At 61.2% G+C, this 23,779-nt stretch carries 22 protein-coding genes; 10 read left to right on the forward strand and 12 right to left on the reverse strand.

The features are described 5' to 3' along the window. Position 1: 1 nt before the first annotated feature. Complete coding sequence (locus tag GH983_RS10670; protein ID WP_153762391.1) at positions 2-1,837, reverse strand: aminopeptidase P family protein; 1,836 nt, start codon at positions 1,835-1,837, stop codon at positions 2-4. Positions 1,838-2,101: 264 nt separating this feature from the next. Here GH983_RS10670 and GH983_RS24105 point away from each other — a divergent pair, with 264 nt between their 5' ends. Further along, on the forward strand, positions 2,102-2,275 hold the full coding sequence (locus GH983_RS24105; protein ID WP_006725966.1) for a hypothetical protein: 174 nt from the start codon (positions 2,102-2,104) through the stop codon (positions 2,273-2,275). Between the two features lie 153 nt (positions 2,276-2,428). On the opposite strand, the gene GH983_RS10675 is transcribed toward GH983_RS24105, so the two are convergent. The 3 genes from GH983_RS10675 to GH983_RS10685 form a co-directional block, all read right to left on the reverse strand. Beyond that, the gene (locus GH983_RS10675; RefSeq protein ID WP_153762392.1) at positions 2,429-3,313 is read right to left on the reverse strand and encodes a 50S ribosomal protein L11 methyltransferase; all 885 of its coding nucleotides are present in this window, start codon (positions 3,311-3,313) and stop codon (positions 2,429-2,431) included. Positions 3,314-3,399: 86 nt separating this feature from the next. Beyond that, a complete protein-coding gene (locus GH983_RS10680) occupies positions 3,400-3,999 on the reverse strand; it encodes an SCO family protein (RefSeq protein WP_069041137.1) in 600 nt (199 codons plus the stop codon). A gap of 119 nt (positions 4,000-4,118) precedes the next feature. Continuing rightward, positions 4,119-4,361, reverse strand: coding sequence for a hypothetical protein (locus tag GH983_RS10685; protein ID WP_153762393.1), 243 nt, complete (start codon positions 4,359-4,361; stop codon positions 4,119-4,121). Between the two features lie 51 nt (positions 4,362-4,412). Between GH983_RS10685 and GH983_RS10690 the strand changes: the two genes are divergently transcribed. From GH983_RS10690 to GH983_RS10705, 4 genes are all read left to right on the forward strand, one after another. After that, positions 4,413-5,201 (forward strand): DUF2189 domain-containing protein, encoded by a 789-nt coding sequence (locus GH983_RS10690; protein WP_153762394.1) that lies wholly within the window; start codon positions 4,413-4,415, stop codon positions 5,199-5,201. Between the two features lie 194 nt (positions 5,202-5,395). Beyond that, positions 5,396-7,363 (forward strand): methyl-accepting chemotaxis protein, encoded by a 1,968-nt coding sequence (locus tag GH983_RS10695; RefSeq protein ID WP_153762395.1) that lies wholly within the window; start codon positions 5,396-5,398, stop codon positions 7,361-7,363. Positions 7,364-7,365: 2 nt separating this feature from the next. Then, positions 7,366-7,830, forward strand: a complete 465-nt coding sequence (locus GH983_RS10700) for a chemotaxis protein CheW (RefSeq protein ID WP_006725961.1) — start codon at positions 7,366-7,368, stop codon at positions 7,828-7,830. A gap of 219 nt (positions 7,831-8,049) precedes the next feature. Then, on the forward strand, positions 8,050-8,409 hold the full coding sequence (locus GH983_RS10705) for a hypothetical protein (RefSeq protein WP_054151696.1): 360 nt from the start codon (positions 8,050-8,052) through the stop codon (positions 8,407-8,409). A 210-nt stretch (positions 8,410-8,619) separates the two neighbouring features. Here the strand turns inward: GH983_RS10705 and GH983_RS10710 are convergent, their stop codons facing one another. Both GH983_RS10710 and GH983_RS10715 read right to left on the reverse strand, forming a co-directional pair. Further along, positions 8,620-9,108, reverse strand: a complete 489-nt coding sequence (locus GH983_RS10710) for a CreA family protein (protein ID WP_153762396.1) — start codon at positions 9,106-9,108, stop codon at positions 8,620-8,622. A 43-nt stretch (positions 9,109-9,151) separates the two neighbouring features. Further along, a complete protein-coding gene (locus GH983_RS10715; RefSeq protein WP_153762397.1) occupies positions 9,152-9,793 on the reverse strand; it encodes a 3'-5' exonuclease in 642 nt (213 codons plus the stop codon). Positions 9,794-10,040: 247 nt separating this feature from the next. On the opposite strand from GH983_RS10715, the gene GH983_RS10720 reads away from it, so the two are divergent. From GH983_RS10720 to GH983_RS10740, 5 genes are all read left to right on the forward strand, one after another. Continuing rightward, a complete protein-coding gene (locus tag GH983_RS10720) occupies positions 10,041-10,574 on the forward strand; it encodes a GNAT family N-acetyltransferase (protein WP_153762398.1) in 534 nt (177 codons plus the stop codon). 168 nt (positions 10,575-10,742) lie between these two features. Next, entirely contained in the window at positions 10,743-12,854 is a 2,112-nt protein-coding gene (locus GH983_RS10725; protein WP_153762399.1) for a DEAD/DEAH box helicase, read from the forward strand. A 143-nt stretch (positions 12,855-12,997) separates the two neighbouring features. Next, complete coding sequence (locus GH983_RS10730; RefSeq protein WP_054151692.1) at positions 12,998-13,867, forward strand: TIGR02587 family membrane protein; 870 nt, start codon at positions 12,998-13,000, stop codon at positions 13,865-13,867. Positions 13,868-13,878: 11 nt separating this feature from the next. After that, the gene (locus tag GH983_RS10735) at positions 13,879-14,289 is read left to right on the forward strand and encodes a hypothetical protein (protein WP_069041129.1); all 411 of its coding nucleotides are present in this window, start codon (positions 13,879-13,881) and stop codon (positions 14,287-14,289) included. A 249-nt stretch (positions 14,290-14,538) separates the two neighbouring features. After that, positions 14,539-15,387 carry a GGDEF domain-containing protein gene (locus tag GH983_RS10740; protein WP_069041128.1) on the forward strand — a complete coding sequence of 283 codons (849 nt, stop codon included), beginning with the start codon at positions 14,539-14,541 and terminating at the stop codon, positions 15,385-15,387. Positions 15,388-15,389: 2 nt separating this feature from the next. Here GH983_RS10740 and ligA read toward each other — a convergent pair whose 3' ends face one another. The 6 genes from ligA to lpxC all read right to left on the reverse strand — a co-directional run bounded on the left by ligA (position 15,390) and on the right by lpxC (position 23,755). Further along, a complete protein-coding gene (gene ligA / locus GH983_RS10745; protein WP_153762400.1) occupies positions 15,390-17,546 on the reverse strand; it encodes an NAD-dependent DNA ligase LigA in 2,157 nt (718 codons plus the stop codon). A gap of 63 nt (positions 17,547-17,609) precedes the next feature. Then, positions 17,610-18,422: an endonuclease/exonuclease/phosphatase family protein gene (locus GH983_RS10750; protein ID WP_153763595.1), complete on the reverse strand. Its 813-nt coding sequence runs from the start codon at positions 18,420-18,422 to the stop codon at positions 17,610-17,612. Between the two features lie 76 nt (positions 18,423-18,498). Continuing rightward, positions 18,499-19,947 carry a cardiolipin synthase gene (cls, locus tag GH983_RS10755; RefSeq protein WP_153762401.1) on the reverse strand — a complete coding sequence of 483 codons (1,449 nt, stop codon included), beginning with the start codon at positions 19,945-19,947 and terminating at the stop codon, positions 18,499-18,501. Between the two features lie 58 nt (positions 19,948-20,005). After that, entirely contained in the window at positions 20,006-21,679 is a 1,674-nt protein-coding gene (gene recN / locus GH983_RS10760; RefSeq protein WP_153762402.1) for a DNA repair protein RecN, read from the reverse strand. Between the two features lie 33 nt (positions 21,680-21,712). Next, positions 21,713-22,519 (reverse strand): outer membrane protein assembly factor BamD, encoded by an 807-nt coding sequence (locus GH983_RS10765; protein WP_371418484.1) that lies wholly within the window; start codon positions 22,517-22,519, stop codon positions 21,713-21,715. 279 nt (positions 22,520-22,798) lie between these two features. Next, positions 22,799-23,755, reverse strand: a complete 957-nt coding sequence (gene lpxC, locus GH983_RS10770) for a UDP-3-O-acyl-N-acetylglucosamine deacetylase (protein ID WP_153762403.1) — start codon at positions 23,753-23,755, stop codon at positions 22,799-22,801. Positions 23,756-23,779 lie beyond the last annotated feature (24 nt).

A 23,779-nucleotide genomic window follows, 5' to 3' on the forward strand; every position in this document is an offset into this window, starting at 1 on the left:
CTCAGCGCCCAAAGGGCGCCGTTGCCTGTTCCAGCCACTCCCGGGTCGAAGCGTCCCGGATCAACGGCAAGAGCTCTGCGCGCGTCTTGGCATGATAGGCATCCAGCCACTGCAACTCGTCGCGCGTCAGCAGGTCCTCGACTATGAGCGCACGGTCGATCGGCACAAAGGTGAGCGTCTCGAAGCCGAGCATCGGCTGATCACCACCTTCGATCGCCTCGGCCTCGCGCACATAGATCAGGTTTTCGATACGAATACCGAAACTGCCGGGACGATAGTAGCCGGGCTCGTTCGACAGGATCATGCCGGGCAGCAACTCCTGGGTCGAAAGCCGGGCAATCCTCTGCGGCCCCTCATGCACCGAGAGATAGGAACCGACGCCATGGCCCGTGCCATGGGCGAAGTCGGCTCCGGCCTTCCAGAGAGCGATACGCGCCAGGGGATCGAGATCGCAACCACGCGTGCCCTTGGGGAAACGCGCCGTGCTGATCGCGATCATCCCCTTGAGCGCCAGCGTGAAGAAGCGCTTTTGCTCCGCCGGAACCTCGCCGACAGCGAGCGTGCGGGTGATGTCGGTGGTTCCGTTCACATACTGCGCGCCCGAATCGATCAGGAACATCTCGGCCGAACGGATCTGTCGGTCGCTTTCGGTGGTGACACGGTAGTGCATGATGGCGGCGTTCTCGCCGGCACCGGAGATCGTGTCGAAGGAAATGTCCTTGAGGGGGTTCTGCATCCGCTCGCCAACCGCTGCGCGCACCGCTTCGAGCTTCTGCGCCGCCGCAGTTTCCGTCAGGCTGCCATGCGGCTGTTCGTTGAACCAGTGAAGGAACTCGACCATCGCCACACCGTCCTGCAGGTGTGCGGCCGCCGAACCGTTGAGCTCGACCATGTTCTTGACCGCCCGACCGAGCTTCGCCGGGTCGTTGCCCTCAACGACCTCGCCACCGCTCTCGCGGATCATCCGCGAAAGGGCGTAGGGCGTGAGGTCAGGATCGACCAGAATGCGCGCACCGTCACGCGCCACTCGCTCGATGTGTTCGGCCAGAACCGCCGGATCCACCTGCGCGCAGAGATCGCGCAGATAGCTTTCCACTTCGAGATTGGTCTTTGCACTGTCGAGAAAGAGTTCGGCCGAACCGTCTGCCTTGATGATCGCACGCGAAAGCGGATGCGGCGTATGCGGCACGTCACTACCCCGCAGGTTGAAGATCCAGGCCACCGACGAGGGATCGGCAATCAGCACAGCCGCCAGGTTCTTGTCGCGGAGATCGGCGGCAATGGTTTTCAGCTTGTCGGCGGCAGAAACACCGGCCTGGTTCAGCGCCTGGATCATCACCGCGCCCTTGGGCTCGGCCGGACGGTCGGTCCAGAGGCGATCGACGGGATTGAATGGCAGGAACACCAGACTGCCGCCCTTGTCGGCCAACGCCTTCTCCAGCCGGCGGACTTCCGCTCCCGTATGGGTCCAGGGGTCGATGCCGAGGCGGAAACCCTTCGATGCGCGGTTTTCGATCCACTTGTGCGGCGGCTCGCCGACGAGGTCGCCCGGCGTGAACACCGATGCATCCACCTGCTGGGCAAGCTGCGTGACATAGCGGCCGTCGACGAAAACGACGGCGAGCGTTTCGGTTACCATCAACATGCCGGCGGAACCGGTGAAGCCCGTCGCCCAGGCGAGACGCTCAGCGGACTCAGGCACATATTCTCCGAGATACTCATCCGAGCGCGGCACGAGCAGTCCATCGATCTGAAGTTCGGCAAACAGCGCGCGAAGGGCTGCGATCCTGGACTTGCCGTGATGCGGCGTGGACTTGACCTCAAAGGACTGAAACATGGCATGGCTCGCGATGGGTTTCGGAATCTGTCAGGGCTTATAGCAAGGCCGCATCGCCCCCACCACCACCGCCGCACGCTTTCGCAGCATATGCGCGTCAGCAGCTATTGTTATGCCGCAAATTCAGGCAGAGCTTATGCTGCTATGCAGCATTCGCAAGTCTCCCGTGCTTTAGCCCCTCTGACTGAACAAGCGAGTACAGACTATATCAGGGTCATCGAGGACGCGACAAACCAGCGTCCACAACGGAAAAGGAACCGAGAGATGGCCAAGTCTTTCCTGCGCACCGCCCTCAACAATCTCGTCGAGGCACGCCAGCGCCGTGCCGATCTCTATACGACGGGCGCTCTCCTGTCGCTCGATGACGCATCGCTGGAGGCCATGGGCCTGAAGCGCGAGGAACTGCGCCGTCGTCCGCACCAGCACTCGATCATCTGATCACTTGACGGTCTGAACGTCCGTACAGTCTAGCATCCGCTTGAGCGCTCCTCCCACGCTCGCGGACCTCGGCGCGGCATGATGCCGATGCCAAAAAGGCGGCTCCTTGCGGGCCGCCTTTTTTTTGTATTCTTCGTTGGCTGACGTAAGGAGTCAGCCCTTCCCTTGCGTGAAGTGGATCGTCACCCAGCCATTGCGCCAGATCGTCTTCACATGCGACAGGCCCTGGCCGCTATAGGCCGCAATCACCTTCCAGCGCTGCTCGGCAAGGATACCGGAGAGGATCACGGAGCCACCCGGCGCGAGATGGGCGACCAGCTGCGGTGCCATCTTGATCAGCGGCCTCGCGAGAATGTTGGCAATGACGAGATCGAACGGACCATGCTCGCGAAAAGCCGTCGAGTGAAACCCGGGCGCCGTGCGGAAGTCGATACCCTCGACGATCTGGTTGCGATGCGCGTTCTCCTTGGCGACGCGGACGGCGATCGGATCGATGTCCGTCGCCAGCACCGGTACCGGGAGCAGTTTGCGCACGGCGATTGCCAGCACGCCACTGCCCGTACCCAGGTCTAGCGCATTGCGGACCTTGCGAGAGCGAACCACCTTCTCGATGACTTCCAGGCAGCCTGCCGTTGTGCCGTGATGACCTGTCCCGAAGGCCTGGCCAGCGTCGATCTCGATCGCGACATCATGCATCTGCACTTTGTCCCGGTCATGGGAACCATGCACCAGGAAGCGACCGGCGCGCACCGGCTTCAATCCCTCGAGCGATTTGGCGATCCAGTCGATGTCCGGGATAACCTCCCGCACGATCGTCGCATCGGAGAATTCCTCGGCGAGCAGGTCCTCGACACGTGGCCTGACCTCCTCTTCCTGGTCCGCCATCATATAGATGGACGCTTCCCAGACATCCGCCTTCTCATCGACCTCGGTGGTCGCGATCGCGAAATCCTCTTCGCCGAAAGCAAAGCTCATCAGATCGAGGATCCGGTTGGCGTTTTTTTCGGTGGTGCTCACATAGAGGCGAATTTCGCTCACGGTCGTCTTCCTCGAAGGTCTGGGCGGTCAGGCGTTGCGGTACAACGCAAATGACGCCATGGCAACCTCCGGCGAAGCAGCTGAGATCAGCCCTTCATCAGGTTTTCAAGCTTCTTGACGGCCGTATCCGGGTTCTCGCCATAGGCGATCGTGCCCTTGAAGCGCCCCTCGGCATCGAGCAGGAAAATCGAAGCAGTATGATCCATCGTGTAGTCACCATCGGGCTGTGCCTCATCGAGCGGGACCTTCTTCGCGTAGACCCGGAACCCCCTGACGACCTCTGCGACCTTGTCGGGTTCCCCAGCAATCGCCTTCACCCGATCCGTGACGTTGGAGACATAACGGCCGAGGATCTCCGGTGTATCCCGCTCGGGATCAACAGTCACGAAATAAGCCTGCAGACCCTTGGCGTCGGGATCGACCTGCTTCAACCAGCCATCCAGCTCGAAAAGCGTTGTCGGGCAGACTTCCGGGCAATGGGTGAAGCCGAAGAAAAGCGCCGTCGGCTTGCCGCGGAACGCCTGTTCGGTGATCGGCTGGCCGTTCTGGTCGACGAGCTCAAACGGCACGCCGAAGGGCGCCTCCGCTGTCTTCTGATCCGACTGCGTGACCGAGTAGGTCAGCCAGCCGAGAACACCCGCCATGACGACCACCGCCGCCCACAAGATGACCCTGACCGTTTTCATGATGGCATTCCCTTGAAATCGAACTTCTCGCCCAGCCGGATAAGCCTCCCGGCGAAAGAAGGCAATTCAACTCGCTGTAAATGCTGGAACGAGCGCTGATTTGTCACGGACCACGATGGCTAGAAGCAATAGGCCAGACCGGATTCGATCAAGCTTAGGAAGATGTCCGAGCCATAGTGCAGCCAGCCCAGGAAGACAGTCACAGTGAACAACGTCCCTGCAAGCATGAGGGCGGTCAGAGGCAACCATTTCTGTGAGCGCGCGAAATCGGACATGACGCCATGATAGCGCAGTTCCTTCAGGATGAAACGCGAGAATTTGAACTCCGGGCCTTGCGATTTGACGGATATCAAGGAACACACGTGGTAGTTTCTGACAGATTGTCGCAGCACCGCATGTCTTGGGAGGGACGCATGGAACAGCAGGCACTCGATCGGGGCTCTCTGCCGAAGCTGCAGATCAACCGGCTGCGCATGAGCGATATCCGTGCCGCCTTTTCCGACGGGTGGAGTGACTTTCGCACCTATCCCGCCTACGGCCTGTTCTTTGGTGCAATCTATGCGGCAGGCGGCATCTTCATCGCCGTGATGCTTACTTACTACCACCTGCCATGGATGATCATTCCGGTCGCGATCGGCTTCCCGCTGATCGGACCGTTCATTGCCGTTGGTCTCTACGAGATCAGCCGCCGGCACAGGCTTGGCGAACCCGTCAGTTGGAAGGCGATCCTCGCTGAAGTCTTTCGCCAACGCGAGCGGCAACTGTCCTGGATGGCCTTCGTCGTACTCTTCATCTTCTGGATCTGGATCTACCAGGTTCGCCTCTTGATGGCGCTGTTCCTCGGCTTCCGCGTTCCCGCAACCCTCGACGCATTCGTCAATGTCGTGCTCACCACCCCGGAAGGTCTGCTCTTCCTCGCCGTGGGCACTGTGGTTGGAGCAGTCCTTGCAATGATCCTCTTCAGCGCCACGGTCATCTCGATGCCGCTGCTTCTCGATCACGATGTGGATTTCGTCACCGCCATGCTGACCAGCATGCGCACGGTGATCGAGAACGCAGCCCCCATGCTCGTCTTCGGACTAATCATTGCCGCCTTGGCCATACTCGCCATGGCGCCGCTTTTTCTCGGGTTGCTGGTCGTCTTGCCGGTCGCAGGACACGCGACATGGCACCTTTATCGTCGCGCAATCACAGCCACCTAACTCGCGAGACACAAAGAATTCGACCGCTGGCTGCATTATTAGTTCCTGATTAACTAATATTAGAGATTCTGCATCGGCGTTTTGGCTCAAATGAGCCAAGCGGACATGATCGTCCGCCGGGATACTCCTCTCCGGATTGCGCATGACACGTCACCGGCGTGCAGGGGCAGTCGGGACAAGGGCTGGGGAGTTTCATGGTCAATCTCATCACGGGTAAAGACCTGTCCGTCAAACAGCGCCTTATGACGCTGGGCGCCGCGGCAGTGCTGGGCATCGGCTCGATGCTGGCAGTCGGTTGGTACCAGAACGCACGCATATCGACCGCAATCCACGACTCAATCGAGATCAAGAATGAAGTCGAGCGCATCAACGAGATGCGCCTGGCCAATGCCAACATGGTGCTGGCGGCCATGGACACGATCATCGACAGCGGGGAAGGAAGCATCCAGCCGGAGCGTGTCGAGATCATCAACGCCGCTGTCGCGCTCCTTCAGGATGGTGCGTCCGTCCTTGCTTCTGTCGCTGCAGAAGCCGGTTCGCCGGGCGAAGTGGCTAGCTACGAAGCCGACCTGAATGCCGTCGCGCAAGCCATCCAGGTCGACCTGAAACGCATGGTCGAGACCGGCGCGCCGGAAGAAGAATACGCCGCCATCGACGATGCGATCGACGGTGCGGGCGAGCGTCTGGGCAACGTGCTCAACAACCTCTCGGCCCTCGGTGGCAATCTGGTCGAGGACTATGTCAACGAGGCGACACGCCGAAGCAATCAGGCGCTGACCTTCCAGCTTGGGCTGGGCAGTATCGCCTTCTTCTCGGTGATCGCACTCCAGCTCATTCACGGCAACTCGATTGCCAACGGCATCCGGCTCGTTCGTACGAGCATGCAACGCATCACGGATGGCGACTACCAGACGGAAGTCGCCGGGACTGACCGGCATGACGAAATCGGCGGCATGGCCCGTTCGGCCGATATCTTCCGCAAGGCGGCTATCGAAAAGCATGACCTGGAGGAAGCAAGCCTTTCCCAGCGGCGGCAGAACGAGGCTGAGCGCGAGAGCCGCACGGCAACCATGGAAGCCGATACACGCGCCCTCAAGCTCGCGGTCGACGCGCTCGGCGAAGGACTGACCCGCCTGTCTCAGGGTGATCTCTGCGCAACCATCGCCGGCCCCTTCCCGCAGGATCTCGAGCGGCTCAGGATCGATTTCAACGAAGTGGCCATCAACCTCAAGCGGGTCATGACCGAGATCGCGACCAACAGCAGCTCGATTCGCGCCAACGGCCAGCAGATGAAGAGCGCCGCAGACGATCTTGCGCGTCGCACCGAGCAGCAGGCCGCCTCGCTCGAGGAAACGTCCGCCGCCCTCTCCGAGATCACCGAAACCGTCAAGAGCGCAACCGACCGGGCCGAAGAAGCCAGCCATATGGTCGACAATGCGAAGGACTACGCCGAAAAATCCGGCGCAGTCGTCAATGACGCCATGTCCGCGATGAACCGCATCGAGGATGCGACCGACGAAATCGGCAAGATCATCAACGTCATCGATGAGATCGCCTTCCAGACCAACCTTCTTGCCCTGAACGCGGGCGTCGAGGCGGCCCGTGCCGGCGACGCCGGCAAGGGCTTCGCCGTCGTGGCGCAGGAAGTCCGGGCATTGGCCGGACGCGCTGCCGATGCGGCGCGCGACATCAAGACCCTGGTCACCCGTTCCAACGACGAAGTGCGCTCCGGGGTGGAGCTGGTGACGGCGACCGGACAGGCGCTGCACCGGATTGGCGAAGATGTTTTACGAATTAACGAGCACGTTAAGGCAATCGTTACCAGCGCGAGAGAACAATCAGTTGGACTGAGCGAGATCAATTCGGCCGTCAGCCAGATGGACCAGGTCACGCAACAGAATGCCGCGATGGTGGAGCAGACCAATGCGGCGAGCCACACGCTGGCAAGTGACGCGGAAAACCTTTCGCGACTTGTCGGACAGTTCAAGGTGAACTTGGGCGAGGCTGCTCATGACCAATATCAGGAGGCTGCGCGCGCCGCCTCCCCTCAGAGACCGTCTCCCGCACGGGCGCTGATGAACAAGGTTGCGGGATCGTTCAACCGTACCGCCACGGCAACAGCCTCTGCTGCCGCAGCACAGGAACACTGGGAAGAGTTCTGAACATGAGTAATGCCATCAAACAGTCGGGCGCCTATCTGGAAATCGTATCCTTCCACCTCGGCGATCAGGAATTCTGCATCGACATCATGGCCATCCGCGAAATCCGCGGCTGGGCACCGGTCACCCCGATGCCGCATACCCCCCCTTACGTTCTCGGCCTGATCAACCTGCGCGGCGCCGTCATCCCGGTCATCGACATGGCCTGCCGTCTCGGCATGAAGATGACCGAACCGTCGGAACGCGCAGCGATCATCGTCACCGACATCGCCGGCAAGCTGGTCGGTCTCCTGGTCGAACAGGTCTCGGACATGATGACGATCAAGAGTGAAGACCTGCAGCCGGCACCGGAAATCATCCCGGAAGCCCAGCGCGCCTTCTGCCGCGGCATCGTCGCACTTGAGAAGTCGATGGTCTGCTTCCTCAACCTCGACACCGTTATCGCCGACGAGCTCGCTCAGGCCGCCTGATCAAATCTTATTTCTTCCCAGGAAGGAGCCTCGACATTGTCGGGGCTCGTTCCCGTTTGCGCAGCAGACAGGCCCGCTGGATATCCGCCTGGGCGAGCGGGACTACAAGTTATAGTCAACACTTATTTTACCAAATACGGAACCGTCGCGGCATTTTGACGTTTCTCCATGACTTCCGACGACGCGGAAGTTTCTGAAAAGAAACCAAGGAGAAACATCATGAATAATGCAGTAAAGCTCGCGCTCGCCGGTGCTATGTCTATCGCCTCTGTCTCGGGCGTTGCTCTCGCGCAGACCGCTACACCGATGGTCGACACGACGACCACCACCAATTCCACGACGATGGCTGAAGGCGTGAACATCGTTTACCTTGACAGCCTGAACAATGATCAGAACCGTCAGCAGCATACGCGCCTCGAAGCCATGGTCAACGACCAGAGCGCCCTGTCTGAAGCGCAGGCTGAAGCAAGCGCTGATCCGGCTATCATGGCAGCTCTGCAGGAAAAGAGCATCGAAACCATGAACGTCATCGACGTCGAGACGGCCGCAAACGGTGGCAAGGTCGTCTACGTTAAGTAAGCTCGCTTACGTAACGTTCAATAACGCCCTGGATCCGCAAGGCTCCAGGGCGTCTTTGTGTGGAGAGTTGAACAGGATGCTCTCCGTCCGGCTGCGAAATTGGGGGTGACGCGGAGCCGGTTCAAAATGAATGACCCACTGCATCGCACCGTTGAAGTGACAGATGTCACACCGGGCATGCCGATCCCGATTCTCCCCAAAACTGGTCTGTCAGTTCGGCTTGCCCGATGTCCAGACGACCGTCTGATTGAAGAGCGGCACGGTCGAGATCGCCATCTTGGCCGAGCCTTCCACAACCTGTCGCGAATGGGCAAGATAGATCAGCGTATCGTTCTTCTTGTCGTAGATGCGATTGACGACGAGCGACTTCCAGATGATCGAGAGCCCCTCCCGGAAGACCTCTTCGCCATCCTCCGAAAGATCGATATCGCCGATTTCGATCGGTCCAGTCTGGCGGCAGGCAATCGAGTTGTTCGAGGGATCCTCGAACCAGTTGCCTTTGGACAGCCGATCTATAATCGAGCGATCGAAATAGGTGACGTGGCAGGTAACGCCCTTCACTGCGGGATCGGTCATCGCTTCGATGACGATGTCATTGCCGACCCAGTCCACGCCGACCTTGCCGACGACTTCGGACGATGCGGGGATCGCCGTCGAGGCGAGAATGGCGGCAGCGGCGGCGGCTTTGCGAATCGACATGGACTTCACTCCTTCGTGATATCCCTGAAGATAGGATGCCCGGTCACGCTTGCAAGGCGAGCGATTTCTTCTTCGGCTTGCGGGCAAAGGAGCAGGCATCATAGCCATGCCGGTGCAAACGCCCCGGATTGAGCCCGAGCGTCACAGCGAGATCGAAGAGGTCTTCAACCTCGGCCTCCAAAGCCATGGCAAGGCAGGCTTCGGCGCAGATGCGCGCATCTTCGGCGGCATTGTGGTGCAGGAAGCTGAAGCCGAGATGCGCGGCCAGCACGTTCAGCCGGTGCGATCCGAGCGAGGGCCAGTGGCGCTGGGCGAGCTTGACGCTGCACAGATAGGACAGCTCCGGATACTCCAGTCCCGAAAAATCGAGGCAGGCCCTGAGCACCGAAAAATCGAAGGAGGCATTGTGGGCGATCATACGCGCGCCCTCGAAGTCACCGGCGAACTCTGCCATCACATCGGGAAACTCGGGCGCATTGGCCGTATGTTCGGGACGGATGCCGTGAATGGCGACGTTGAAGGGCGAATAGCGGTTCTCCGGCGGCCGGATCAGGCGCTCCTCGACGCGCACGACACGGCCGTTCTCGATAAAGGCGAGGCCGATGGAGCAGGCACTGGCACGCGCCTCGGTCGCGGTCTCGAAGTCGATGGCAATCGTCTTGCCGGAGAATTGGGTGGTGGACATTCGAAAGCCTTAAAACCTCAAGCGGATTCGGACAAGGGTCCGGGCGTCGCTCTTGACCGACGCCTACGCCCTCTCCATCATATGCCTATGGCTAAAACTTACTCGACCACCTCTATGACCCTTCATGTGATCCCCCTTTGCAAGGGTGTCCGGGTCAGGTCGCGTCTGTAGAACCTACTTATCCCGAACGCCCTGCGGTTGAGCAGGCGTCCGGTTCGCTCTCCCGCCCACGACATGGAGAGCAAGAATGCCGCAATCACATCCCGTCGCTTCCCGCGAGGAGCATCCCTGGCCAGAAGGCCTGATGATCCGTGCGCGATCTCAAGTCGACGCCGCCGCGATCGCCGACCTGCACAATCTGCAAGGCTACCGCTGGGGCACCATGCGCCTCCCCTATCACAGCGTCGAGGAAATCAGGCGCGGCATAGAACAGCAGTCCGGCGATGCCCGATACCTCGTGGCCTTATTCGACGGCACGGTGGTCGGCGATATCGGTTTGTCGCCGGCAAAAGGCAGGCGTGCCCATGTCGCAACGCTCGGCATGGGCGTGCATGACGACTTTACGCGACGCGGGATCGGGCGCGCGCTCCTCGGCGAAGCCGTCGGCATCGCCGATGACTGGCTGAACCTGCGACGCCTTGAACTGACCGTTTATGCGGACAATTCCGCCGCGATCGCCCTCTATGAGAGCTTCGGCTTTACCATGGAAGGGAGGATGGCGGACTACGCTTTTCGCGGCGGAGCCTATGTCGAGGCCTTGGCCATGGCGCGGCTTCGCTGATGACGTGTCCGGGTGGTGCGAGGCCTATGGTTCACCATAGCGCAGCGTTTTCGTTCCCTGCCCCTCGACTTTCTGGGTCGAGACGGGTAGGAACAGCGCCAACATACCCGCAATCGGCGGGCGCGGTGCTTTGGCCCGCATCATCCATCACATTCGAAAGACCACTCCATGACTGATTTCGACGCCATCGTTCCGGCGATCGCTGAGGCCTTGCGCAAGCGCGGCTACGATACCCTGACACCCGTGCAGCAGGCCATGATCGACCCCGAGCTGGAAGGTCGCGACGCGCTCGTCTCCGCCCAAACGGGCTCCGGCAAGACGGTTGCCTTCGGTCTCGCCATGGCCCCGACGCTGCTGCCGGAAGGCGGTCGTTTCGAGCGCGCCGGCGCACCGCTGGCTCTCGCAATCGCACCGACCCGAGAACTGGCCATGCAGGTCATGCGCGAACTGGAGTGGCTCTTTGCCGAGACCGGCGCCATCATCGGTTCCTGCGTCGGCGGCATGGACATTCGCAATGAGCGCCGCGCACTAGAGCGCGGTGCCCATATCATCGTCGGCACCCCGGGACGCCTGCGCGACCACATTACCCGCCGCGCGCTCGATCTGTCCCAGATGCGTGTCGTCGTGCTCGACGAAGCCGACGAGATGCTCGATCTCGGCTTCCGCGAAGACCTCGAATTCATCCTGGAAGAATCGCCCGACGATCGACGCACGCTGATGTTCTCGGCAACTGTGCCGCGCTCGATCGCTGACCTCGCCAAGAGCTACCAGCGCGACGCACGCCGCATCGAGGCCGTGTCCGAACAGAAGCAGCATGTCGACATCGAGTATCGTGCGCTCGCCGTCGCCAATCCCGATCGCGAGAATGCGATCATCAACGTGCTGCGCTTCTATGAAGCCCGCAACGCCATTGTCTTTTGCTCCACCCGTGCTGCCGTCAACCACCTGACCTCACGCCTGCACAACCGCGGCTTTTCGGTCGTGGCGCTGTCAGGCGAGCTTTCGCAGAATGAACGCACCCATGCGCTGCAGGCCATGCGCGATGGCCGTGCGCGCGTCTGCATCGCGACCGATGTTGCCGCCCGCGGCATCGACCTGCCGGGCCTCGAGCTCGTCATCCATGCGGACCTGCCGACCAATTCCGAAACCCTTTTGCACCGTTCTGGCCGCACAGGCCGCGCCGGCAACAAGGGCGTCTCGGCGCTGATCGTGCCGAACAGTGCCCGTCGCAAGGCCGAGCGCCTGCTTGGCGGCGCCAATGTTCGCCCGACCTGGGCGCTTCCGCCCTCCGCCGACGAAGTTCAGGCCCGCGACGATGAACGCCTGATGGGCGATCCCATGCTGACGGAAGTGATCACCGAAGACGAAGCACCGATGATCGCATCGCTGATCGCGACCCACGGCGCCGAACAGGTGGCCGCTGCCTTCCTGCGTTTGCAGCGCGGCAAGCGTTCGGCACCCGAAGATCTGATCCCCGTCAGCCTCGAAGCCGGCAAGGCCCGCAAGGAGCCGGACTATGCCAACCCGGCCAACTCGGCGACCAAGCCGCGTGGCGATTTTGGCGCCAGCGTCTGGTTCTCCGTTTCCGTCGGCCGCCGCCAGAATGCCGAGCCGCGCTGGCTGATCCCGATGCTCTGCCGCAACGGCAACATCACCAAGAACGAGATCGGCGCGATCAAGATGCAGCCGGAGGAAACCTTCGTCGAGATCGCTGAAAGCGCGCTCGACACGTTCCTGGGCGCGCTTGGCCCGAACAAGGCGCTTGAGCGCGGCATTACGCTGTCACAGCTCCCCGGCATGCCGGACTTCAACGCGGCTCCGAAGGAGCGCGCCCCCCGCCCACCGCGCGAGGAAGGCGATCGCAAGCCCTTTGGCGACAAGAAGCCTTATGGTGACAAGAAGCCCTATGGCGAGAAGAAGGCCTATGGCGACAAGGCACCCTATGGTGAAAAGAAGCCGTTCGGCGACAAGAAGCCCTACGCCCGCAAGGAAGACGGCCCTGCCCGGCCACCGCGCGACGCCATGGCGGTGACGGACTCGGAAGTCTGGGGCGACGCGCCCAAGCCGAAGCGTCCCGACTGGAGCGACGACAAGCCCGGTTTCAAGAAGAAGCCGAAGGGTGCGTCGAATTCCTGGGACAAGCCTGCCAAGCCCGACTGGGCCGGCAAGCCGAAGGGCGACAAGCCCGCCTTCACCGGCGCCGGCAAGCCCAAGGGCAAGTTCGACGACCGTGGCCCATCGGCAGGCCCCAAGAAAAAGACCTTCAAGCCGAAGGGCTGATCGGCCCCTGGCCGCAGGACGTGTACATGCAACGCTCCTGCCAGACATGAACCGGTTGCCTCACGGCAGCCGGTCAACCTCCCGCCAGACGGAACAACCACCCCCATTTGCGCATTCCCTGCGCGGCAAGGGACGGTGGAACAATGGCAGAAGTCGCAGATGAACGTCACGAATCGGCACGGGTAAGCCGGTTTCTCGTCGGCCTTGCACGCGGGCTTGCCGGTGCCCTTCTCTTCTCCATCCCCATGCTGATGACCATGGAGATGTGGTTCCTCGGCTTCTACATGGACCGAGAGCGACTTCTTCTGCTGCTGGTCCTCAACCTGCCTCTCCTCGTCGGACTTTCCCACCGCATCGGCTTCGAACGGACCGCCACATGGCGCGAATCGGCCCGCGACGCGATCGTCGCCTATGGCATGGGCGTCGCCGCCAGTGCGCTGATCCTTGTGCTGCTCGGGGTGATCACGCTCGATATGGCGCCGCGCGAATGGGTCGGAATGGTGGCACTACAGGCAGTACCGGCAAGCATCGGTGCATTGCTCGGCCGAAGCCAGCTCAGCATGCAGGACGAGGATGCCGATGACGAGCAGGACGGTGCCGATCCAAGCCAGGAGGCCAATACCGGCTACCTCACCGAGCTCTTCATGATGGCCGTGGGTGCACTTTTCCTGTCGCTCAATCTGGCCCCGACAGAGGAGATGATCCTTCTCGCCTACAAAATGACCATCTGGCATGCGCTTGCCCTCATGGCACTGTCGATGATGCTGATGCATGGCTTCGTTTATGCGCTCGCCTTCAAGGGCGGCCACAGTCTTCAGGAGGAAACGCCGGTCTGGCATGCCTTTGTCAGGTTCACCATCCCCGGTTACGTTGTCGCCCTCGCCGTCAGCCTCTACAGCCTCTGGACCTTCGGTCGGCTGGATGACCTCGGCATGGCAGAGGCCCTTCTGACGCTGGTCGTGCTCGGCTTTCCGGCAGCGATCGGCGCGGCCGCCGCCAGACTTATTCTTTAAGGAGGCCCGACATGACCCGTGACAATGCCAGCAAAGCGACCGACCCAATACGCCCGCATTGGGTGGAATGGCTCACCGGCCTTGCGGCAACCACCATTGTCGTGGCGGTGATCGGCTGGATGGCATTCGAAGCGATGACGAGCGACGATCGCCCACCGGAGCTTGCCGTCCTGATCCTCGCCATTGATCCCCAGCTCTCCGGCTGGCGCGTCATGATCGAGGTACGCAATTCAGGTGATCAGGCGGCCGCTGCGGTGGAAATAAAGGCGGCGCTCCTCGACGGACCTGAGCTGGTCGAGGAAGCGGGAATGACCTTCGACTACGTCGCTGCCGGGTCGACTTCCCGGGGCGGTCTGCTTTTCGTCAACAATCCGTCTCTCCATCAGCTGCAGGTTGTCCCATCCGGTTTCACTGAGCCGTGAACGTCTCGGATCGGCACGCGGCCATATGCAATCCAGGGTTTTGGATTCATCGAACCTTAATTTTTAGGGGATTAATACTAGTATAAATGAAAATGAACTCTTTACGGCCAGGGTTGCATTCGGCACCTTGACGTAAGACGGTCGCAATGTTTGCGAGCAAACATATTTCATGACAGCAGACGGCGGCAGATAAGCTCTCGCGTCGACTGATCGATTTTCGTTTCAAGTCATTCTGTATGGTCAAAACCTATGTTGAAGCAACGGATTGAAGCGTGGGTCATCCGCGATATTGGGCTCACAGAATTCGACAACTGGGATGCGGTAATCCGCTTTGCGACCAGACTGTCGATCCGTAACTCGATCATCGCCTGCTTCATGGTCGCAGGCATCTTGCTTGTCCTGCATGCCTTCGATGTCTTGCTCAACCCGTTGTTGCGCGATCTGGCAATCGGCTGCGGCATCGCCATGATTGTATCCTTCGTCCTGACGATGCTCTGCTCGCTCTACATGGGCTATGCGGTCATTCACCTCGCCAGAACACGGCTCGAGTTCCGCCAGTTGAGCCGAACCGACATGCTGTCCGGCCTTCTCAATCGCCGCGCCTTCATCGATGATCTCTCTCAGGTTGAGCGCGGGCATCTGCTGATCCTGGACATCGACCGTTTCAAGCAGATCAATGACCGCTATGGCCATCTGGCCGGCGACGACGTGATTGTCTCGGTAGCAAGAACGCTCTGCGAAATCACCGGACCCGCCCATCTCGTCGCGCGTATCGGCGGGGAAGAGTTCGCCATCCTCTTTCGGGATGCCGAGTTTGCCGATGTCATCGCGATGGCGGAAAAGCTACGGCGAAACATTGCCAACCGTCTGGTCGAGTCCATGCACCAGTCGATCGCCGTCACCATATCCGGCGGCTTGGCCGACATCACACCGCTTCGCGATTTCACGGCTGTCTACGCCGCAGCCGATCAGGCGCTTTATCTCGCGAAGTCGTCCGGCCGCAACAGGATCGTGCTCGAACGCGATCTGCCGCGCACGCCCTATCAGCCGGAACCCGTTCGGCTCGACCTTGCGGAAACGGCGATTACCGCAGCCTGACCTCAGCCGCCGATCAGCGCCAACCACTCGTCTTCGGTCATCACCTGGACGCCGAGCTCACGGGCCTTGTCGAGCTTGGAGCCGGCACCCGGCCCCGCGACCACATAATCCGTCTTCTTCGACACGGAGCCCGCAACCTTGGCTCCGAGCCCTTCTGCCCGGGCCTTCGCCTCGTCACGCGTGAAGCGCTCCAGCGATCCGGTGAAGACGACGGTCTTGCCAGCCACGGGACTGTCGCTTGCGACCGGCGCCTCGGCGTCCACGGGCGTCACTTCACTCAGAAGGCGCTGCACGACTTCGAGATTGCGCGGCTCCTTGAAGAACTCGACGATCGAGGCGGCGACCACCTCGCCGATCCCATCGATGCTGTTCAACTCGTTCCAGGCGTCGCCAAACTTTGGCGCTGCCGCCTGCATGGCTTCCGCAAAGGCTGCGTAGCTGCCATAGGAGCGCGCCAGAAGCTTCGCCGTGGTCTCGCCGACATGGCGGATGCCGAGCGCGAAAATCAAGCGGTGGAGCGCGATCTCGCGCCGGGCATCGATCGCCTCGAACAGCTTGCGCACGCTGACACGACCAAACCCATCGATGTTTTCAAGTTTCGTCAGCGACTGGTCCTGACGTGCCTTCAGCGTGAAGATGTCGGGCGCCGTGCGGATCATCAGCGCCGGATCGTCGCTTTCGAAGAAGAAGTCGACCTGCTTCGTCCCGAGCCCTTCGATGTCGAAGGCATTGCGCGAGACGAAGTGCTTGATGTGCTCAACAGCCTGCGCACGGCAGACGAAACCGCCGGTGCAGCGCGTGACAGAATCAAGCTTGCCCGTCTTCTCGTTCTTCTCCCGCACAGCATGGCTGCCACAGACCGGGCAGGTCTTCGGGAAGACATAGGGCGCCGAGTCTTCTGGCCGCTTTTCCAGCACCACGTCGAGCACCTGAGGGATGACATCTCCGGCGCGCTGGACGATCACGGTATCGCCGATACGAATGTCATGGTCGTCAGGCCGGATGCGGTCGCCGGAATTGCCGATGCCCTTGATGTAGTCCTCGTTATGCAGCGTCGCGTTGGTCACGACGACGCCTCCGACGGTGATCGGCGTCAGACGCGCGACAGGCGTCAGCGCACCCGTGCGGCCCACCTGGATGTCGATGGCTTCGACCGTGGTGAAGGCCTGCTCCGCCGGGAACTTGTGCGCCGTCGCCCAGCGCGGCGATCGGGACCGAAAACCGAGGCGCGCCTGAAGATCGAGCCGGTCGACCTTGTAGACGACACCGTCGATATCGTAGTCGAGATCTGGACGCTGCAGCCCGATCTCGCGGTAATGGTCGAGTATGGACGAAATCGACGTCAGACGCTGCGTCAGCGGATTGATCGGGAAACCCCAACGGCCGAAGACCTGCACCATCTCCCATTGCGTCTCTGCCGGCATCTGGCTCATCTCGCCCCAGGCATAGGCAAAGAAGCGCAGCTTGCGGCTGGCCGTCACCTTCGGATCGAGTTGACGCAGTGAACCGGAAGCCGTGTTGCGCGGATTGACGTAGGTCTGCCGGCCCTCGGCCTCCATCTGCGCATTGAGCGCCAGGAAGTCGGATTTCGCCATATAAACTTCGCCGCGCACCTCGACGACATCAGGAGCATCCGCAGGCAGCTCGGTCGGGATTTCCTTGATCGTCAGGATATTGGCGGTGACGTTTTCGCCCGTCGTCCCGTCGCCGCGGGTCGCGGCCGTTACCAGTTTACGGTTCTCGTAGCGCAGCGACATGGAGAGCCCGTCGATCTTTGGTTCGGCGGTGAAGGCAATGGAATTGTCCGGCAGCTGGCCGAGGAAGCGATAGACCGAGGACACGAAGTCCTGGACGTCCTCGTCGGAAAAGGTGTTGTCGAGCGACAGCATCGGGCGGGCATGAACGACCTGCGCGAAGATGCCGGCAGGGGCCGCACCGACACGCTGCGAGGGACTATCGGTCCGCACCAGCTGCGGAAACTGCGCTTCGATCGCATCATTGCGCCGCTTCAGCGCGTCATAATCCGCGTCCGAAATCTCCGGCTTATCCTTGCCATGATAAAGCGCGTCATGATGGGCAATCTCGCTTGCCAGCCGTTGCAATTCGGCCTTCGCCTGTTCCTCGGTCAAGGTCTCGACAGGAATGGTCTTAAAAGCCATGGCAACCTCCGCATTTCTTCAGTCGGGTTTAGCGGAAAATCGGCGAATGAAAAGAGCGTGCGCTCACTCCTCCACCTTGCTGAGATCGAGCCTTGCCGTCAGCGGCAGATGATCGGAAGCAAGGCGAGCAAGAGGTGTATCATGGGCCGTCAGATCGGCGATCAGGCCAGACCGGTTCGCCATGATCCGGTCGAGCGAGAGAACCGGCAGACGAGCGGGAAAACTCGGGATTGGTGGCGGTAACGGCCCAAAAACCGGCTCAAGCCGTGTCAGCGCCGAGCCGGGCCCCAGCCGCCACTCGTTGAAATCCCCCATCAAGAGCGTGGCCCGCTCGGCGCGGTTCTGCAAGAGATCGAGAATGACATCCGCCTGCTGGCGGCGCGCCCAGCGCAACAATCCAAGATGCGCCGCAATCACACGCAGCCCGGCCCGGCCTTCAATATCGATTTCGGCCACCAGAGCGCCCCGCGGCTCAAGACCGGGCAGTGCCACCTGATGCACGTCACGCACAATCCCTTCGCGAAACAGCAGCACATTGCCCCGCCATCCATGCGACTTCGGCCCGGTGAGTACCGGTACCGGCAGAAGGCCTGTCTCCAGCCGCAGCCGATTGAGATCGAGAAGCCCGGAGCGCTCGCCGAAACGCTGGTCTGCCTCCTGCAGTGCGATCACGTCCGGACCGATTTCCCTGATAACGTCGATAATGCGCTCGGGATCAAATCGGCCGTCTGTGCCGACGCATTTGTGCACATTGTAGGAAGCGACGGTCAACGAACCATCGACCTGTGCCTGGACCACCCGCTCCGCTGGACGCCATCTGCGATTGCGAATGGATGTCACCATCGTGCGGGCGAGGCTCGGCTTAGTCTTCTTCATCACACCTGTTGCATCCGTCGTCGGTTGGGCCGGGGGCCGGTTGCGGTTGAGGCCACGCACTAAACGCCGTCCTCGATCAAAGATAGGGCGATCCGAGCCAGAACAAGCGATCAATCATCCGATTGGGCAGAGATCGTGTGCGGAGTGTATCAAGAGTGACCTGCCCGGCGCTGGACAGGCTGCGATCGATCCGGTCTTCGATCTGCGCCGCAAGATCGCGATCATAGACCTCGAGATCGATTTCGAAATTGAGCCGCAGCGAACGCGAATCGAGATTGGACGAGCCAATGAAACACCATTGCCGATCGATGACCATCAGCTTCGAATGATCGAATGGACCATCCGCCAGATGCACCCGGCACCCTTCGCGCAGGATCTGGTCGAACTGCCCCATCATTGCACGCGCAACGATCGCCAGATTGTTCTGCGAGGGCACGATCACGTCCACCTGAACGCCCCGACGGGCAGCCGTGTTCAGTGCCGCAATAAATGTCGTGTCGGGCAGAAAGTATGGAGAGACGATCCGGATCGACCGTTGGGCCACGGAAAAAGCGCCGAGCAGAAGCCGATGATTCGTCTCGATATGAGTGTCAGGGCCGGATACCACCGCCCGAACAGCGGTCCCTGCCCCCGGCACCGCCTCATCGAGCCGGACGCCCCATTCCGGCCCCAGCAGCACTTCGCCGGTCTCGAAGTGCCAGTCTTCGGCAGCAACCGCCAGAATGTCGGCGACAACAGGTCCGGTCACCCGAAAATGCGTGTCGCGCGCGCCATCCGGCCCGGTGAAACCCGCACGGATATTCATGCCGCCGACAAAAGCGGTGGCCCCGTCCGTCACCAGGATTTTCCGGTGCGTCCGCAGATTGGCGTAAGGCAGCCGCAGGCCCATGATGACCTGCCCGTTGAAGACGGCGACCGGAACGCCCCCCTCTTCGAGATAGCCGATGATGCTGGGTACGCTGTAACGCGCACCGACGGCATCGACGATCACCCGGACGGCGACACCACGCTGATGCGCGGCGATCAGGCAGTCGGCCACGCGTCGGCCGACGACATCGCGATCGAAGATGTAGGTTTCGAGGATGATGCTGTGTTGCGCGGCTTCGATTGCCTGGCACATGGCATCGAAGGTCTCCTCCCCGGTCGAGAGCATCGCGATATGGTTGCCCGACGACAGAGGATGCCGGGTTACCCTGTCACCGAGCAGTTTCATCGGTCCGAATCGATCACCGAACTGGGCGGCCACGGTTTCGCGGTCGATGCTGTAGAGCGAAAGGCTGCGCCAGATCTCGTCGAGTTCGAGCGCGCGTCTGGAGATCAGCGTTGCGCGACGGATGCGGTTGATGCCCGCGACCGCGTAGATCATTGCGCCCACCAGCGGCGACAGGATGATGATGCCCACCCAGCCGAGCGCCGAGCGCACCTCGCGTTTCGTCATCGCCGCATGGGTGGCCGCCACCGTGCCGAAAACGACTGACAGAACGGCAAGGGTTTCGGCCCAGTAGATCTGGATCAGGTCCATCATGATGCGGCAACGAAACAGGTTTCAGGGTGGAAGGCAACCACGGCCGGATGGATGTGGCTCACTCGCCGGCGGCAAGCAGTTTGGCGGCTGCCGCCCGCGCCTCATCGGTGACGGAAGCGCCGGCAAGCATGCGGGCGATCTCTTCCTTCCGATGCTCCGGCTCCATGATGGCAACCCGGGTCGCGATCTTGTCCCCCGCATCGCCGGTCGGTCCCTTGGAGATGAGGAAATGCGCAGAAGCGCGAGCCGCAACCTGCGGCGCATGGGTGACGGACAGCACCTGAACCTTGGCAGACAGGCGCTTCAGCCGCTGACCGATGGCATCGGCCACCGCACCGCCGACCCCGGTGTCGATCTCGTCGAAGACAAGCGTGGGCGCCGAACCGCGATCGGCAAGCGCCACCTTGAGTGCCAGCAGGAAGCGGGAGAGCTCACCGCCTGAGGCCACCTTCATGATCGGGCCTGGTCGGGTGCCGGGGTTGGTCTGGACGTGGAACTCGACCGTGTCGATACCGTCCGCAGTCGCATTGTCGGCGTCGGCTGAGACCTCGACCATGAAGCGCGCACGCTCAAGCTTCAACGCAGGCAGTTCCTGCATGACGGCATCGGCAAGCGCCTGGGCGGCGTTCTGCCGTTTGCCGGACAGTTGCAGCGCCAGATGGTCGTAATGCGCCCGGGTTTCGAGGACGGCTGCCTCCAACTGGCCAAGCCGCTCTTCTCCGGCATCGAGATCGGCGAGATCGGCCACCATCTTTTCGGCAAGTGCCGGGAGATCTGCCACGGCAACCGAATATTTCCGGCCCGCCGCGCGAAGCGCAAACAGACGCTCCTCGACGCGCTCCAGCTCGCGCGGATCGAACTCCGTGCGGCGCAAGGCGGCTTCGACTTCCATCTGCGCTGCAGACAGCGTGTCGAGGGCCGTGCCAAGCAGCTGCACGGTCTCTTCCAGCAGTCCAGGAGCCTCGTGGCTCTTGCGCTCCAGTCGGCGCATCAGGGATGCGATATGCGGTACTGGCGAGGCATTGCCATTCAGGAATTCGGAGGCCTCGGCGATATCGCCGGCGATGCGTTCGGATTTCTGCATGGCGGAGCGCCGCTCGGCGAGCTCGTCCTCCTCGCCATCAAGCGGCGAGAGACCCTCCAGCTCCTCGACGGAGGCCCGCAGGTAATCGGCTTCGCGTGCGGCCGCCTCAACCTTCGCCTTGTGGGTCTTGTAGGCCCGCTCGGCCTCACGCCAGCGGCGATAGCTGTCCCCGAGCTCCAGCGCTTCGTCGGTCAGACCGGCGAAGGCGTCGAGCAGCATGCGGTGGGCATTCGTGTCGATCAGCGCACGATCGTCGTGCTGGCCATGGATCTCGACCAGCAACTGGCCGACCTGGCGCATCAGCTGCACGCTGACAGGCTGATCATTGATATAGGCACGGGTGCGGCCATCGGCGGATTGCACGCGGCGGAAGATGAGGTCGCCGTCGTCATCGACGCCATTCCCCTTCAGCAGTGTCCGGGCCGGATGGCTGCCGCCGACATCGAAGACGGCAGTGACCTGCCCCTTGTCCTCGCCATGGCGCACGAGCGAACCGTCGCCGCGGCCACCAAGGGCCAGCGAGAGGCTGTCGAGAAGAATGGATTTTCCGGCCCCGGTTTCCCCTGTCAGCACGGATAGACCGGTCTCGAAGGCAAGATCCAGCCGCTCGATCAGAACGATATCGCGGATCGACAGCTGGACCAGCATAGGCTCAGTTTCTCACTTCGTGACTTAAGACCATCAGGTCCCGATCAGCAGCCTGCGACCGGCGCGGGTGATCCACGAACCGGAATTCTCACGCGGTTCGAGACCGCCTCTCTGCAACAGCGCATAGCTGTCGGCATACCACTGGCTGTCCGGATAGTTGTGTCCGAGCACCGCCGCCGCAGCCTGAGCCTCCGAAACCACGCCCATCGCGTAGTAGGACTCGACCAGACGGGCGAGAGCTTCTTCGATCTGGTTGGTGTTCGGATACTGCTCGACGACGACGCGGAAGCGCGAGACGGCTGCGAGATATTCCTTACGCTCCAGATAGTAGCGTCCAACCTGCATTTCCTTGCCGGCGAGCTGGTCACGCGCGAAGCGCATCTTCGCCTGTGCGTCATCGACATATTCCGAATCGGGGAAGTCGTTGACGACGCGCTGCATCGCTTCGATCGTCTTGACCGAATTGCGCTGATCCTGCGTGACGTTGGAAATCTGCTTCCAGTAGGACAGACCGACGAGATACTGCGCGTAAGCCGCATCCTCGGACTTCGGATAGAGGCTCAGGTAGCGGTTGCCGGTCGCAATCGCGTCGGCATAGCGGCCAAGGCGGTATTTCGTGAAGGTGCTCATGACGAGTGCCTTGCGCGACCATTCAGAGAACGGGTTCTGGGCGTCGACCGCGTCAAACTTGCGGGACGCTTCGCTCATGTTGCCAGCCTTGATGTTGGCAAGGCCCTGATTGTAGAGCACTTCCGGCGGCTCGGTCTCGGCAGCGAGCTTGCTGATGTCGATATCAGGGTCGCTTTGGCATCCCGCGAGCACGGCGCCGAAAGACAACATCACGCTCAGGCCCGCAATACGCACGGCATTCTTCACAACGACCGATCCCACTTGATTCATTCGAAAGATCCCGATTGCAGCGCCGCTTGAAAACCGTCGCCTTCAACTGGCGTTTCTAGCCACAAAAGCGGCACTAGGGCAACGCAGTGATGTGACTTTAACGCATTTTTGTGGCAGGGCACCCAGAAAGTGCCATTCTGCCTTTATCCTTGCCTGCTCAGCAAAACGCCGGCCTTCAGGAAGAAGCCGGCGTTGAACTTTGATTGACCTGTCTTATACTTACGCCGACCAGGGCGCGAATTCCGAAACCTGAACCGGAACGAATTCCCGGGCGCGAACCTGGTGGCTGCGGCTCGGCGCTTCCACGACCTCATAGGCGGTCGGGTCGCTGAGCAATGCCTTCAGTGCATTCGCATTCATCTTGTGACCACCGCGATAGGAACGGTAGCAGCCGATGAACTGGGCACCGGCGAGAGCGAGGTCACCCACGGCATCGAGCGTCTTGTGACGGACGAATTCGTCCTTCTCGTAGCGCAGGCCTTCGACATTGATCACGGTATCGTCGTCCGAAATGACGACAGAGTTTTCAAGCGAAGAGCCCAGAGCGAAGCCCGCAGCCCAGAGGCGCTCGACATCGCGCATAAAGCCGAAGGTGCGCGCGCGCGACAATTCGGTCTTGAAGGTTTCGGCCGTCAGGTCGCCTTCCCACTTCTGTCGGCCAATCAGCTTGCTGTCGAAATCGATTTCGACCTCGAAACGCGTGCCGTCATAGGGGCGGAACTCGGACCATGACGCACCGGCCTCGATGCGAACCGGCTTGGTGACGCGAATGTAGCGGCGCTTGACGCCGAGATTGGTGATGCCGACCTGTTCGATCGCATCGATGAAGACTTCCGAGCTGCCATCCATGATCGGCATTTCAGCGCCATCGACTTCGACGACGACATTGTCGAGACCAAGCGCATAAAATGCGGCCATGACATGTTCGATCGTGGCAACGGACCGCGTCGGATTGGTGCCGAGCACGGTGCAGAGATCGGTATTGCCGACATGCGCAGACACTGCGCGATACTCACTGGTAGAACCGTCATCGTGTTGGCGGACGAACACGATACCTGTACCGGCTTCAGCCGGCTGGAGGGTGATGGAGACCTCGCGGCCGGAATGAACCCCGATACCCGTCAGCGTGAGAGACGCTGCGATCGTGGTCTGAAATCCGAGCAAAGCAATTGCCATTCCGATAGCCTTAAAATGAAGCGA

Source organism: Agrobacterium sp. MA01 (assembly GCF_009650195.1).
GTDB lineage: Bacteria > Pseudomonadota > Alphaproteobacteria > Rhizobiales > Rhizobiaceae > Allorhizobium.